This is a genomic window from Rhodococcus sp. 105337 (assembly GCF_012844225.1).
Taxonomy (GTDB): domain Bacteria; phylum Actinomycetota; class Actinomycetes; order Mycobacteriales; family Mycobacteriaceae; genus Rhodococcus.
Map to the genome: position 1 here is coordinate 332,192 of NZ_JABAGQ010000001.1, position 13,901 is coordinate 346,092.

Annotated in this window: 13 protein-coding genes; 7 read left to right on the top strand and 6 right to left on the bottom strand. The window is 67.3% G+C overall.

Annotation, left to right across the window (positions count from 1 at the left end; translation table 11 throughout):
• Positions 1-5 precede the first annotated feature (5 nt).
• The 3 genes from HF886_RS01655 to purT form a co-directional block, all read right to left on the bottom strand.
• Entirely contained in the window at positions 6-836 is an 831-nt protein-coding gene (locus HF886_RS01655) for a TauD/TfdA family dioxygenase (protein WP_240954830.1), read from the bottom strand.
• A gap of 164 nt (positions 837-1,000) precedes the next feature.
• The gene (locus tag HF886_RS01660) at positions 1,001-1,483 is read right to left on the bottom strand and encodes a DUF456 domain-containing protein (RefSeq protein WP_169619144.1); all 483 of its coding nucleotides are present in this window, start codon (positions 1,481-1,483) and stop codon (positions 1,001-1,003) included.
• Complete coding sequence (purT, locus tag HF886_RS01665) at positions 1,480-2,685, bottom strand: formate-dependent phosphoribosylglycinamide formyltransferase (protein WP_169619142.1); 1,206 nt, start codon at positions 2,683-2,685, stop codon at positions 1,480-1,482. The genes HF886_RS01660 and purT overlap by 4 nt, the downstream gene beginning before the upstream one ends.
• 45 nt (positions 2,686-2,730) lie before the next feature.
• Here purT and HF886_RS01670 point away from each other — a divergent pair, with 45 nt between their 5' ends.
• The 3 genes from HF886_RS01670 (at position 2,731) to HF886_RS01680 (ending at position 7,341) form a co-directional block, all read left to right on the top strand.
• Entirely contained in the window at positions 2,731-5,499 is a 2,769-nt protein-coding gene (locus HF886_RS01670) for a vitamin B12-dependent ribonucleotide reductase (RefSeq protein ID WP_169651362.1), read from the top strand.
• A 125-nt stretch (positions 5,500-5,624) separates the two neighbouring features.
• Complete coding sequence (locus HF886_RS01675) at positions 5,625-5,960, top strand: hypothetical protein (RefSeq protein WP_169651363.1); 336 nt, start codon at positions 5,625-5,627, stop codon at positions 5,958-5,960.
• A gap of 115 nt (positions 5,961-6,075) precedes the next feature.
• Positions 6,076-7,341 carry an MFS transporter gene (locus HF886_RS01680; protein WP_169651364.1) on the top strand — a complete coding sequence of 422 codons (1,266 nt, stop codon included), beginning with the start codon at positions 6,076-6,078 and terminating at the stop codon, positions 7,339-7,341.
• A 224-nt stretch (positions 7,342-7,565) separates the two neighbouring features.
• Here HF886_RS01680 and HF886_RS01685 read toward each other — a convergent pair whose 3' ends face one another.
• Positions 7,566-7,940: a VOC family protein gene (locus HF886_RS01685; protein ID WP_169651365.1), complete on the bottom strand. Its 375-nt coding sequence runs from the start codon at positions 7,938-7,940 to the stop codon at positions 7,566-7,568.
• 113 nt (positions 7,941-8,053) lie between these two features.
• On the opposite strand from HF886_RS01685, the gene HF886_RS01690 reads away from it, so the two are divergent.
• Complete coding sequence (locus HF886_RS01690; protein WP_169619134.1) at positions 8,054-8,437, top strand: nuclear transport factor 2 family protein; 384 nt, start codon at positions 8,054-8,056, stop codon at positions 8,435-8,437.
• 94 nt (positions 8,438-8,531) lie between these two features.
• Positions 8,532-9,629, top strand: coding sequence for a CaiB/BaiF CoA-transferase family protein (locus HF886_RS01695; RefSeq protein ID WP_169619132.1), 1,098 nt, complete (start codon positions 8,532-8,534; stop codon positions 9,627-9,629).
• A 64-nt stretch (positions 9,630-9,693) separates the two neighbouring features.
• Here HF886_RS01695 and HF886_RS01700 read toward each other — a convergent pair whose 3' ends face one another.
• Positions 9,694-11,142 carry a PLP-dependent aminotransferase family protein gene (locus HF886_RS01700; protein ID WP_169619130.1) on the bottom strand — a complete coding sequence of 483 codons (1,449 nt, stop codon included), beginning with the start codon at positions 11,140-11,142 and terminating at the stop codon, positions 9,694-9,696.
• A gap of 177 nt (positions 11,143-11,319) precedes the next feature.
• On the opposite strand from HF886_RS01700, the gene HF886_RS01705 reads away from it, so the two are divergent.
• Together HF886_RS01705 and HF886_RS01710 are read left to right on the top strand one after the other, a co-directional pair.
• The gene (locus HF886_RS01705) at positions 11,320-11,838 is read left to right on the top strand and encodes a hypothetical protein (RefSeq protein ID WP_169619129.1); all 519 of its coding nucleotides are present in this window, start codon (positions 11,320-11,322) and stop codon (positions 11,836-11,838) included.
• Entirely contained in the window at positions 11,835-12,401 is a 567-nt protein-coding gene (locus tag HF886_RS01710) for an RES domain-containing protein (protein ID WP_346765273.1), read from the top strand. The genes HF886_RS01705 and HF886_RS01710 overlap by 4 nt, the downstream gene beginning before the upstream one ends.
• A 172-nt stretch (positions 12,402-12,573) precedes the next feature.
• Here the strand turns inward: HF886_RS01710 and HF886_RS01715 are convergent, their stop codons facing one another.
• The gene (locus HF886_RS01715) at positions 12,574-13,863 is read right to left on the bottom strand and encodes an adenylosuccinate synthase (RefSeq protein ID WP_169619125.1); all 1,290 of its coding nucleotides are present in this window, start codon (positions 13,861-13,863) and stop codon (positions 12,574-12,576) included.
• Positions 13,864-13,901 lie beyond the last annotated feature (38 nt).

Sequence of the window (13,901 nt, forward strand, 5' to 3'; positions counted from 1 at the left end):
GCGGCTCAGCCGGTCAGTCCGGTGAGGTCCGGCTCGACGATGTCGAGTTGCTGCACGGGCACGGCGACCGCATCGGTCGTCCACCCCCAGATCGAGTACAGCTCGCGCGCCGGATCGGTGTATCCGTCGCGGCCGTGGAGCAGCCGGTAGTTGTCGACACAGATCATCTCGCCGGCTTCCGCCCGGAACATCGGCCCGGTGTCCCGCACATGCAGCACCGTGTCGTTCCAGCGCGCGAGCATGTCGGCGTCGGCGGGACGAGTCGAGCCCGGGACCGGCGCGAGGTAGGGGTGGTACCGCGCCTGTACGCGCCCGCTGGGCACGACCCGCACGATAGGCGCGTACGTACTCTGCGCGAAGTTCGGTTCCGAATGATCGATGTCGACGGTCCGGCAGAACTCCGCGAGGTCGGCGGTCGCGGGATCGGCGGCGAGTAGTTCGGTGAGCTTCCACGCGTCGACGAGGAACGAGTCACCGCCGGATTCGGCGGGCCGCTTGCACCACAGGAACAGGTGGTCCGGCGCGTAGTCCCCGAACGCGAATCCGTCGTTGTGTGCGGTCATCCGTTCGCCCGGTTTTCCGAACGAGCGCTTTCGTCCTCGCTCGTCGACGGGCTGAGCGTCGACGACGGCAGCTTCCCGCTGATGGTTGCGCATACTCGCCTCGAACTGCCGACCGAGCCGGATGCGCTTGTCTCCCAGCACTTCCGCCGCAAAAGCCAGGGCATCTTCCTCGGTGTGCAGTCCGCGGGCAACCGCGGCACCGCGGGAGGAGATGGCTGCGCGTGCCTCCTGCGGGGTGTCTATCCGCTCGGGAACCACACTGGCTTCTGTCAATCGTGACGTGAACATCCCACCTCCGGGTGGCAGCGAGTGACGGCCGGTGGTTCGACGCTGAACCGATCGTTGGGGACGACGTTAGGCCGCTGCGCATTTCAACGGCGTAACCATTCGGATCGGGCGGGTAAACAACGACGGCGCTGCCGGCCGGTCGACCGGAGCTACCAGAACACCACCGCACCGAGCCACGCGCCGGCCGCGATCAGGGCGCCGAACAGTTCCACCAGGATCGACAGGCCCGCCGCCTTGGTAGCGGCCACCGTGGACCGCCACGCTCCCGCATGTGTGCGATGGCGCTGGATCTCCGAGACGTACATGCCGAGAAGGAATCCGAGCACGAGGCCGATCACGGGCACGACGAAGAACCCGACGATCCCGACCAGACCACCGATGATCAGCGACCGGTTCGGCACACCCGCCTGCTGGAGTCGCTTTCCGGGCCAGGTGTATTTCACGATCGCGGTGACCACGAGGGCCAGTGCGGCGATTGCGAACACCGTCCATGCCACCGCGCCCCCGGTGACCACCGACCACACCGCGATCGCTCCGAAGATGAGCAGCGTGCCCGGCAGGATCGGGAGCACGATACCGAGCAGCCCGACACAGATGACGAGGCCGACGAGGACCTCCGCGCCGGTGCTCACAGTGCGATCGGGTGCACGCGTGACGCGGCATCGGTCGCGCGGGCACGGGCGGTCGCGACGTCCGTCGCGGTCGACACGGCCACACCCATCCGGCGGCGACGGTACGACTCGGGCTTGCCGAACAGGCGCAGGTCGGTTTCGGGGACGCGCAGAGCGTCGGCCACACCGTCGAAGGCGATCCCGGGGGCGTCGACCCCTCCGTAGATCACGGCGGATGCGCCGGGGGTGATCATGGCCGTGTCGACCGGCAACCCGAGGATCGCGCGTGCGTGTAGCTCGAATTCCGAGTAGCGCTGGGTGCGCAGGGTGACCAGGCCCGTGTCGTGCGGGCGCGGGCTGACCTCGGAAAAGTACACGTCATCACCCTTGACGAACAGTTCCACGCCGAACACGCCGCGACCACCGAGCGCACCCGTGACCGCACCGGCGACCTCCCGGGCGCGGGCGAGCGCGGTGGGGCTCATCGGTTGCGGCTGCCAGGATTCGACGTAGTCACCGTCTTGCTGCAGATGCCCGATCGGATCGCAGAAGTACGTCTCGACCTCGCCCGACTCGCCGATGGCGCGCACGGTGAGCTGAGTGATCTCGTAATCGAAGTCGACGAAGCCCTCCACGATGACGGTGCCGTGGTTGATGCGGCCCCCGGCCAGTGCGTGATCCCACGCGGCGGACAGGTCGGCGGCGGAACGCACCGTCGACTGGCCCTTCCCCGACGAGGACATCACGGGTTTGACGACGCACGGAAAACCGACCTGCTCGGCGGCGGCGCGGACCTCGTCGAGCGACTGCGCGAACCGGTAGGGAGAGGTGGGCAGACCCAGATCCTCGGCCGCGAGGCGGCGAATCCCCTCGCGGTTCATGGTGAGCTGCGTGGCGCGGGCGGTGGGGATGACCTCGGCGAGCCCGCGTTCTTCGACCACGGCCAGCGCGTCGGTGGCGATGGCTTCGATCTCCGGCACGACCAGATGCGGACGCTCTGCCTCGATGATCGCCAGGAGCGCGTCGGGGTCTCCCATGTCGACGGTATGAGCACGATGCGCAACCTGATGACCTGGGGCGTTGGAGTAGCGATCGACGGCGATGACCTCCACGCCGAGTCGCTGCAGGGCGATGATCACCTCCTTGCCGAGTTCGCCGGAGCCGAGCAGAAGAACACGGGTGGCAGTCGGAGACAGCGGAGTACCGAGACGCGGTGAGACCATGGTGGGACTATATGTGGCATCGATCGCCGTCCCTGGAGGAAAGCGATGTGCAGTGCAGTGCCTCACAGCAGCGCCCGGCAGTCGCCTGCCGGCTCTCCCACCGACGCGCGCGCCGATACCCGGTTCTTCACGCGGGCCGGCGTCGATCCGGCCGACGAAGTGGACTGGCAGCGCCGCGACGCGCGCATCGTCCACCACGGCACCGGCAAGGTGGTGTTCGAGCAGACCGGAGTCGAGTTTCCGGCTTTCTGGTCGCAGAACGCCACCGACATCGTCACGCAGAAGTATTTCCGGGGACAGATCGGCACCGACCAGCGTGAACACTCGTTGCGCGACGTCGTGGCCCGGATCGTCGACACCGTCACGGCGTGGGGTAGGGCCGACGGGCACCTCGACGATCCGGAGGCGTTCGCGGCGGAACTGACGTTCCTGTTGCTCCACCAGCGGGCGTCGTTCAACAGCCCCGTGTGGTTCAACATCGGTGTGCCGGACAAACCGCAGCAGGCGAGCGCGTGTTTCATCCTCTCGGTCGACGACAGCATCGATTCGATTCTGGAGTGGTACCGGCAGGAAGCGCTGATCTTCAAGGGCGGGTCGGGCGCGGGGGTGAATCTGTCGCACATCCGGTCGTCCGCCGAACCTCTCACCGGCGGAGGCAGGGCGTCGGGACCGGTGAGCTTCATGCGCGGCGCCGACGCCTCCGCGGGCACCATCAGGTCGGGCGGAAAAACCCGGCGAGCCGCGAAGATGGTGATCCTCGACGTGAGCCATCCCGATATCGAGGAATTCATCGACTGCAAGGCGATCGAGGAGCGCAAGGCACGGGTCCTCGCCGAGGCGGGGTTCGACATGAGTCTCGACGGCGCCGACACCTATTCGGTCCAGTATCAGAACGCCAACAACTCTGTGCGGGTGACCGACGAGTTCATGCGCGCCGTGGTCGACGACGCCGAGTGGCCGCTGCGTGCGGTCCGCACCGGCGAGGTGGTGCGGACCGTCCGCGCCCGCGACCTCCTGCAACGCATCGCCGCCGCGACCTGGGAATGCGCCGACCCGGGGATGCAGTACGACTCGACCATCAACGCCTGGCACACCGCGCCGGCGACGGGCCGGATCAATGCCTCGAACCCGTGCTCGGAGTACATGCACCTCGACGATTCGGCCTGCAACCTCGCGAGCCTCAATCTGCTGACCTTCCTTCGCGAGGACGGTGTGTTCGACGTCGACGGATTCCGGCACGCCGTCGCGGTGATGCTCACCGCGCAGGAGATCCTCGTGGGCCGCGCCGACTACCCCACCGACAGGATCGGGGAGACGTCACGGCGCTTCCGGCAACTGGGGCTCGGATACGCGAACCTCGGTGCGCTGCTGATGGCCTCGGGTATCCCCTACGACAGCGATGCGGGCCGTGCGTGGGCCGCATCCGTCACCGCGCTGATGACGGGAGCCGCCTACGAGGTCTCCGCGCAGCTCGCGCAGCGCCTCGGACCGTTCGACGGTTTCGCCGAGAATCGCGAGCCGATGCTCGGGGTGCTCGCCAAACACCGTGGCGCGCTCGACGACATCGACGCCGACCTCGCGGCACCGGAGGTTCTCACCGCGGCCCGCGAGTCGTGGGACCGTGCGGTGGCCGACGGCGCCGCACACGGTGTGCGCAACAGCCAGGTCTCGGTGCTCGCCCCGACCGGCACGATCGGTTTGGCGATGGATTGCGACACCACCGGAATCGAACCGGACCTCGCGCTCGTCAAGACGAAGAAGCTCGTCGGTGGAGGGTCGCTCTCCATCGTCAATCGCACTGTGCCGCGGGCACTGTCACGCCTCGGATACGATCCGGCGCGGGTCGCGGACATCGTGGCCTATCTCGATCTCGAGCACACCCTGGAGGGCGCGCCGCACGTGCGTGACGAACACCGGCCGGTGTTCGCGACGTCCATGGGCGACAACGTGATCGCGCCGCGCGGCCATGTCGGGATGATGGCGGCGGTACAACCGTTCCTGTCGGGGGCGATTTCGAAGACGGTCAATCTTCCGGAATCCGCGACGGTGGAAGACATCTCCGACCTGTACGTCGACGCGTGGCGGCTCGGCCTCAAGGCGCTCGCGGTCTACCGCGACAACTGCAAACTCGGTCAGCCGCTGTCGGCGACCTCCCGGTCGGGGCGCCGTGACGGGGCCGCCACGCCGCTCCCGGCGCCTCGCCGGGAACGGATGCCGCGCACCCGGCGTTCGCGCACGTTCGAATTCCGCGTGGCCGATTGCAAGGGGTTCGTCACCGTGGGCGAGTACGGCGACGGCAGACCCGGCGAGATGTTCCTGCGGGTGTCGAAGCAGGGCTCCACTCTCGCCGGAATCATGGACGCGTTCTCGATGTCGGTCAGTTACGGCCTGCAGTACGGGGTTCCGCTGCGGACGTTCGTGCGGGCGTTCACGAGCACCCGCTTCGAGCCGGCCGGGATCACGGACGATCCCGACCTGCGGATCGCCACGTCTATCCTCGATTACATCTTCCGGCGGCTCGCGGTGGACTACCTCGATCTCGACGAACGCACCGAACTCGGGATCCTGACGAGCGCGGAGCGCACCGTCCCGGACACCCCGACCCTCACGTCGTACACGGGCACAACCACAGCGGCCACGACGGCCGCGATCACGACGGATACTCCCGACACTCCTCCGGCACCCGGCGGCCTCAATGCACCCTCTCCGGGGAATCCGGATGCGCCGTACTGCATGCAATGCGGAGTGCGGATGCAACGTGCCGGATCGTGCCACGCCTGCCCGTCGTGCGGGAGCACCAGCGGTTGCAGTTGACGGCTGCCCCATACTGACGCGATGACCCTGGGCGCGGCCAGGCGGACGTGCTGACCTCCAACGGATCCAGACTCGAACATCTACTCTTGCTGCCTTCCTGCGGAAGACCAAATCGACAAGACCTCGTGGCACCCCGATTCCGAGCAATCAACGTCCCGATCGACGCAGACCCCCTAGAAGTTGCGGTCTTCCAGCCGAACAGCGAGGCTGCATCCGAGCGGTGGTACCGGTTGCTCGCGAAGCAGCAGTACAACGCGATCAGCGCGAACTCGGAGGAGTACTCCATGACGATGGACGTCTCCTTCGACGACAGGCAGTCCCGCAGAGTCAAGCTCCGGAAGGTCAACGCGAAGAAGCGAAACCCGCATCCTGACGTCGAGCCGATCGTCGGCATCGACGGACTCCAGTGGCGGGCACACCCCATCCTGTGGAGCGGCCCGAGACTCCAGCAGTCCTCTTGACCGATGGCCCCGACGGCCAGCCGGTCAAGGTCGCAGTTCGCAAGAAGGTGGCGGCCGGAGCGCACCTCCCGACCATCTCAGGCGTGGACACGAAGGAAAGGGCACTCCGGAAGGCATGACCAGCCCGCTCCGTAATCGAGACTTCCGATACCTCTGGCTAGCACTCTCATCCTCGCTGCTCGCAGCGGGCGTGTGGGTCATCGCGTTACCCCTGTTTACACTCCACCTCGGATACGGCCCGGCTACCGTCGGCATCGTCGTCGGCTGTGGACTCATCGGCACTCTGGCGAGCCTGCTCTTCGGCGGCGCCCTTCTCGACAGGCACCCCAAACGGACGATTCTCGCCTGGTCAGCCTTCATCCCCGGGACTGTGCTCCTGGCCATCTGCCTATGGGCAGAGGCCGCCACCATCCCGTGGTACGCCTTGGCCGCAACAGCGGCGATCGTCGGCGCCTGCGACGGCGTATACGGGCCGGCAAACGAATCCCTCGTGCCAGAAATCGTCGAAAAGGAGCGCCTCCACGTCGGCAACAGCCTCCAAGCCTTAGTGGAGTCCCTGCTGCTGAAAGCCTTCGGACCAGCGATCGGAGGCGCGACAATCGCTCTGGCCGGCCCCGCCCCTGCTCTCGCAGTCGTGGGCGTCTTGTTCCTGGTCACGGCGGCGTTCTCTCGACAAATCGTGCCGGCCTACGAACCGCCCGCACCCGACCGGTCGGCCGGCTGGGCATCGGTGTTTCAGGACATCGGCGACGGCTTCCGGTACGTGGCCCAGACAAAATGGATATGGACGGCAGTGCTGTGGTCCGCACTAGCGCTCCTTCTGCAGGCAGGCCCACGATCCGTCGCACTACCCGTCGTATTCGGTGAGGGATCAGCAGGGGCATACGCCCTCATCATGGTCGGCTACGGAATCGCCAGCGCCGTAGGGTCACTGGTCTCGTCGTTCGCGATCCGCCCCGACAACCGATTCGGAACCCTCTTCGCCGCGTGGAGCCTCGGGTCCCTTCCCCTCATCGCCATCGCCTTCCACCCGACAGTCGCAGTGGCGGCGGTCGCGATGGTCCTCGTCGGCCTCTTCAACGCCTACGGAAACGTCCTCTGGCAAACCCTGATGCAACAAGGCGTGCCCGACGACCTGCGGGGAAGAGTGACCAGTGTCGATTGGTTCGGCAGCATCTCTCTCATGCCCATCTCCACAGTGGTGACAGGGCTGTTCATCGACCACGGAATCGTCAGGCTCCTCTTCCTCCTCGCGGGCACCGTCCCCGTGGTTCTCGCCTTCATCGCGTACGCCATCATCGCCAAGGACAGCTCCGCGAACTCCGATCGAACATCCACCGATCCAGCAGAGAACCCGCCGTTGGATCGCACTTCCGGATGAACCGCTGCTTCGCAGCAGGGATGGCGAAGTCGGAGAACCACCTTGCGCACCCGTACGTCGACATCGCGCCCAGTTCGCCGATCCGGTGCGCGGCACGGGAGCGGCGATGGTCGCCCTGATCGTCGGCGAGATCGGCGGATTCACGGTGCTGCTCGCCGGATTCGTACGGGGTGCTTTCCTCGCCGGGTGAGCCCCGGGCGCCGAGCGGACCGGGCGCGCGCCGGTCAGGACTGCATGAGCGAGAGCACGTTTCCGTGCGGATCACGGAACCAGGCGACCCGTACGCCGTCCGGCGCGGTCCACGCATCGTGCTCGTCTTGATCCATCCTGTTGTAGCGCGTGAAGTCGACGCCCTTGTCTCGGAGTCGGTCGACGGTGGCATCGAGGTCGGGTACCCGCCAGCCCAGCGCGGTGTAGCCCGTCTCCTCCCGCGACTGCACGAGCGTGATCCGCACGGGCGCTCCGCCGCCCCCGTCGATCACCAGCACGAACGCATCGCGACCGAGCTTCCTGAATTCCAGGGTGTCGACGTAGAACATCTCCGAGACGTCGAGGTCCGTGCTCGGTACGAAGCTCACAAGTTGTCCTGTGATCAGCATGTCTTCCACTGTGCCCGGCACCTCCCGTCCGGGCGGCCGATTCGGCGGATTCGCCTCCCGGGTCGGGCCGGGGAACGATGCCGACCTCCGGGCCGGAACGCTAGGCTTCGATCATGAGCACCTCCGAGATCGCTACCGTTCTGGCCTGGCACGAGGCCGTCAACAGCAACGACATCGACACGCTCCTCGAGTTGTCGAGCGACGACATCGTCCTTCCCACCGACGACGACGACGCCGATCAGGGCCTCGACGAACTGCGCGAATGGGCAACGAACTCCGGCGTCACTCTCGAGCCCGGACGGATGTTCGTCCACGAGGGCATCGTGGTCGTCGAAGAACGGTCGACGTGGGGTGCGGAAGCCACGGGCGCGCCGCTCGACGAGGCGATCGCCTTCCGGGTGGTCGACGACAAAGTCGTGATGGTGGTGCGGCACAACAGTCTCGCGGACGCATTCGAGGCGACCGGACTGACCGAGGCCGACCTGTACCAAGCGTGAGCCGCAGCACCGTGACCACGCTCATATTCCCGAGCGATCGCTAAGGTACTGTCCCGGTCGGAGAGTTCCTACGCATCGGAGTGAGGTTCGACGAGTGTCCGCTGAAGCTGTTGAGAAGAAGGGCCCGCTCGCGGGTATCCGCGTCGTGGAGTTCAAGGGACTCGGCCCCGGACCGCATGCGGCAACCCTGCTCGCCGACCTCGGCGCGGACGTCGTCATCGTGCAGCGTCCCGGCGAGATCCCGCCCGCGGGCCACCGCGACCCGATCCAGCGCAACCGTCGCGTCGTCGAGGCGAACCTCAAGGACCCGGCGGACATCGAGAAGGTGCTTGCACTGCTCGAGCGCGCCGACGTGCTGATCGAGGGCTTCCGTCCGGGCGTCACCGAACGTCTCGGCCTCGGACCGGACGTGGTGCTCGAGCGCAATCCCCGGATCGTGTACGGCCGCATGACCGGCTGGGGACAGGACGGTCCTCTCGCCAACGCCGCCGGCCACGACATCAACTACATCTCGCTGACCGGTGTGCTCCACGCGATCGGCCGCGAGGGCGAGCGGCCCGTCCCGCCGCTCAACATGGTCGGCGACTTCGGCGGCGGTTCGATGTTCCTCGTTTTCGGCATTCTCGCGGCGCTGGTCGAACGTCAGACATCCGGTCGCGGCCAGGTCGTCGACACGGCGATGGTCGACGGTGCCCTCGCCCTGTCGCACATGATGTGGTCGTTCCGCGGCAACGGCCTGTGGTCCGACGAGCGCGGTGTGAACATGCTCGACACCGGTGCACACTTCTACGAGGTGTACGAGACCTCGGACGGCAAGTACATGGCCGTCGGTGCGATCGAACCGCAGTTCTACGCGCTCCTGCTGAAGGGTCTCGAACTCGATCCGGCCGATCTGCCGCATCAGCTCGACAAGTCCTCGTGGCCGGAGATGAAGAAGGTGTTCGCGGAGAAGTTCCTCAGCAGGACCCGCGACGAGTGGTCCGAGGTGTTCCTCGGTACCGATGCGTGCGTGACGCCGGTCCTCACTTTCGCGGAGGCGCCGCAGAACGCGCATCTCGCCGCACGGGGATCGCTGATCGAGGTCGACGGTGTCGTCCAGCACGCGCCCGCCCCGCGCTTCTCGCGTACGCCGTCGGGTGAGCCCGCAGCGCCGGCCGGCGAGGCGACCGATATCGACACGCTCTGGGTCTGACTCTTTCAGAGCTCGACCGCTGCCCCGACGGATCTTCCGGCGGGGCAGCGGCTTTCGTGGTCTCTCAGACGACGATCCTGGTCTCGTCTATGGGCGATCCCGCGGTGACGGCGCTGTAGGCCGCGGCGACCGAGGCGATTCCACGCCGCAGGGTGTCAGGCTGCTGGGTGTAGGGCAGCCGCACGAATCGTTCGAACGCACCCTGCACTCCGAATCTGGGACCGGCGGCGAGGAGCACCCCGTGGCTCGGTCCTGTCGCGGCGAGGGCCGTCGAGACCGGTTCGGGCATCCTCGCCCACAACGACATGCCGCCCTGCCCGAGGGTGTATCTCCACGCCGGTAACCGGTCCGCGAGCGCAGCGACGAGTGCGGCGCGGCGCTCCCGCAACACGCGGCGGCGGGCATCGAGCAGATCCTCGACGTCCGACAGCAGGTGCGCGGCGGCAAGTTGTTCCATGACCGGCGTGCCGAGGTCCACTGCCATACGCGCTCCGGTGAGACGCACGATCAGGTCCCGGTCGGCACGGATCCACCCCACTCGCAGCCCGCCCCACAACGACTTGCCGGTCGACCCGACGGTGACGACCTGCCCTCCGAACGAGGTCGCGGCGACGGGCGGCGGTGGCGAGGCGTCCAGCCACAAGTCCACCATCGTCTCGTCCACGACGAGCGTCACCCGCGCGTCACGCATGATGCGGGTCAGTTCTGCTCGCCCGTCCGCGTCGAGACACAGCCCGGTCGGATTGTGGAAGTCCGGCACCAGGAACGCGGTGCGCGCGCCGGTCTGGCGGGCGGCACCGGCAAGTCCGTCGAGATCCCAGCCGCCGGCGGGTCCGTCTTCCGGTCGCACCGGGACCGGCACCGGACGGGTGCCGTGACGACGGATCGCTTCGAGCGCATTCGGATAGGTGGGGTGGTCGACGATCACCCGGTCGCCGGGGTCGGTGAGAACGCCGAGCAGCAATCGCATCGCGTGCTGCGCACCGGAAGTCACCATGATCTGATCGGGCGTGGTGGGCAGCCCACGATCCCGGTACCGGCGTGCGATCACGTCACGGAGCGCCATGACGCCCACGGGTTCCATGCCGTGGGAGCCCAGATACGCGGACATCGATCCCAGTGCCGCGCTGTACGCCGCTTCGATGGCGGCCGCCGGGGCCGCGAGCGACGCGTTGCGGAGGTCGATCGCCTCACCGAGCACCGGCACCGACGCCGGGACCGTGGTTCGTTCGGCAGGCATCGCCACCGTGCTGCGCGCTCCCTGCCGACTGCGGAGGTACCCCGCATCGCGCAGCGCGGTGTACGCGGCGGTGACAGTGGTGCGGCTCAGCGACAGGGCCGACGCGAGTTCGCGTTCGCTGGGCAGCGCCACCCCGAGCGGTACCCGACCGTCGTGCACGAGGAGGCGGATGCCGTCGGCCAGCGCACGGTATGCCGGCCTGCGGTCCCCGGCGTCCTGCCAGTTGCCCAGATCCCGGACAAGCGAACCGGCCCCTATCGCACGCGTGATCACCGGTCCAGTATCGCCGAAAGTGGACCGATCGAGTCAGGCCAGTCGGTGAGGCAGGCCCGCAGGAGACGAACCTCAGCGACTGGGGTGGAATGAGAACACCCATCTTCCGTTCGTTGACACGGTTGACGCAGAAGATGACGCTGGGGTTGACACGGTTGACGACCAGGAGGCTTTCGCATGGTTACCCTCGCCGAGCAACAACGTGAGCTCATGGACGAGCTCACCCGCCGCGTCCAGGACACTTTCGACCGCGCACGCGAAGCCCACGTCTCCCCCGCTGCCTTTGCAGACGTCAAGTCGATCGCTCGCGCGATGACTGCAGCACTTCCCCACGTCTACGACCAGCTCATCGGCCCGTTTTACGACACCGCGGGGCTGACACAGTGGTGGGGTGTGAGCCGCCAAGCCGTCAACAAGGCTGTAGCCACGGGCAGTGTGATCGCCTGCCAACTCGACGGCGGCGGGTGGGTCTACCCCACCTGGCAGTTCACCGACACAGGAACGGTGCACCCACACCTGCTCACTCTGTGGAGGACCCTGCGCGACGCTGCCGACCCGTGGACCTGCGCAGTCTGGCTTCGCAGCCCCCAGCCCGAGCTCGATGACCGCACTGCAGCCGACTGGATCGTCGACGGTCATCCCCTGGACGCGGCACTGGAGCTGGCCCGCGCCGACGCGCAGCGGTGGGCCGCGTGAGCAGTCGTGACACTGTCGCTCTGGGGCCGCCGACCCGGCCGCTGCGCAACTTCCCCGCCTGCGAACTCACCGTGGGGCAGCCGCTGCACCGCGGGCACCGCGCCGGGAACGGCCCTTGGTGGTTCTCCTCCGACGGCGGCGGCCGCTTCGATCTGACCCCGCCACGCGGTACCTGCTACCTCGCGTACGACGAGCTCACCGCGATCCGGGAGACCGTCGGCCAGGCGCTGGCGGCAACCGGGATCATCAGCGACGAATTCGCCGCCGAACGCCAGCTCTCCACCCTGACCGTGCCACACAACCATCGGCTCGCCGACACCTGCGCGGACACGGCGGCGGACTTCGGTTCAACCACGGAACTTGTCACCATGACCCCATACGCGGTGCCTCAGGAGTGGGCGGCGAAGTTCGCCGCCACCACCTTCGCCGGGCTGCAGTATCAAACCCGGGTTCACCACCGGGCCGAACCCCAACGCGGTCAGCCTGTTCGGGAACGCGGGAGAGGCCGACTGGCCGACCGATCCGAGTCCCGACCCGTTCGTGGCCGCTGCGCGACGGTATGACTTCACGGTTGCCAGCCCGCCGCGGTCGGTGCGCATCGTCGCGCCACCGACGACCTGATCCTGTTCCGCACCACATGGTGGCCGCTGCACACCGACGCTTGCGAGCCGCACGTCCGCCGAGGGACCGTCGAGGCTCAGCCGCGCAACCGGTTTCAGTGCGGCGCGGCCTGTGTCAGCGAATGACGTCGCGGCGCACGATCGTCTCGTCGCGGCCGGGACCGACACCGATGCACGAGATGAACGCTCCGGAAAGCTCTTCGAGACGCAGCACGTAATCCTGAGCGTTCTTCGGAAGCTCTTCGAAGGTGCGGGCGTGGGAGATGTCCTCCCACCATCCGGGCATCTCTTCGTAGATCGGCTTGGCGTGGTGGACGTCGGTCTGCGTCATCGGCATCTCGTCGACACGGACCCCGTCGACGTCGTAGCCGACGCAGATCGGCACGGTGTCGAGCCCGGACAGCACGTCGAGCTTGGTGAGGAAGTAGTCGGTGATGCCGTTCACGCGGGTGGCGTAACGGGCGATCACGGCGTCGAACCACCCGGTGCGGCGCGCGCGACCGGTGGTCACACCCACCTCGCCGCCCTTCTTCGCCAGGTACTCACCGTGGTGGTCGAACAGTTCGGTCGGGAACGGGCCCGAACCGACACGCGTGGTGTACGCCTTGAGGATGCCGAGCACCGTCGTGATCTTCGTCGGTCCGATGCCCGATCCGACTGCCGCGCCACCCGCGGTGGGGTTGGACGACGTCACGTACGGATAGGTGCCGTGGTCCACGTCGAGCAACGTGCCCTGCGAGCCCTCGAGCAGAACCGTCTCACCGCGGTCGAGTGCCTTGTTGAGCTCGAGGCGGGTGTCGGTGATGCGGTGCTTGAATCCCTCGGCCTGGGTGAGGACTTCTTCGACGACCTGCTCGGGATCGAGCGCCTTGCGGTTGTAGATCTTGACGAGCACCTGGTTCTTGAACTCGAGCGCCGCCTCGACCTTCTGAGTGAAGATCTTCTCGTCGAGAACATCGGCGACGCGCACCCCGACGCGGGCCAGTTTGTCCTGGTAGCAGGGGCCGATTCCGCGGCCGGTGGTGCCGATCTTGCTCTTGCCGAGGAAGCGCTCGGTGACTTTGTCGATCGCCACGTGGTACGGCATGATCAGGTGCGCGTCGGCCGAGAGCAGCAGGCGGGACGTATCGACGTCGCGCTCTTCGAGGCCGGCGAGTTCGGTGAGCAGCACGCCCGGATCCACGACGACACCGTTGCCGATGACGTTGGTGACGCCCGGGGTCAGGATGCCCGAGGGGATCAGGTGCAGAGCGAACTTGTCGCCGTTGGGCAGCACCACGGTGTGCCCGGCGTTGTTTCCGCCCTGGTAGCGCACGACCCACTGCAGACGTCCGCCGAACAGGTCCGTAGCTTTGCCCTTGCCCTCGTCGCCCCATTGGGCTCCGATCAGGACGATTGCCGGCATGTCGCGCTCTCCTCAGACAGGTGTTACGTGCGGGCGGT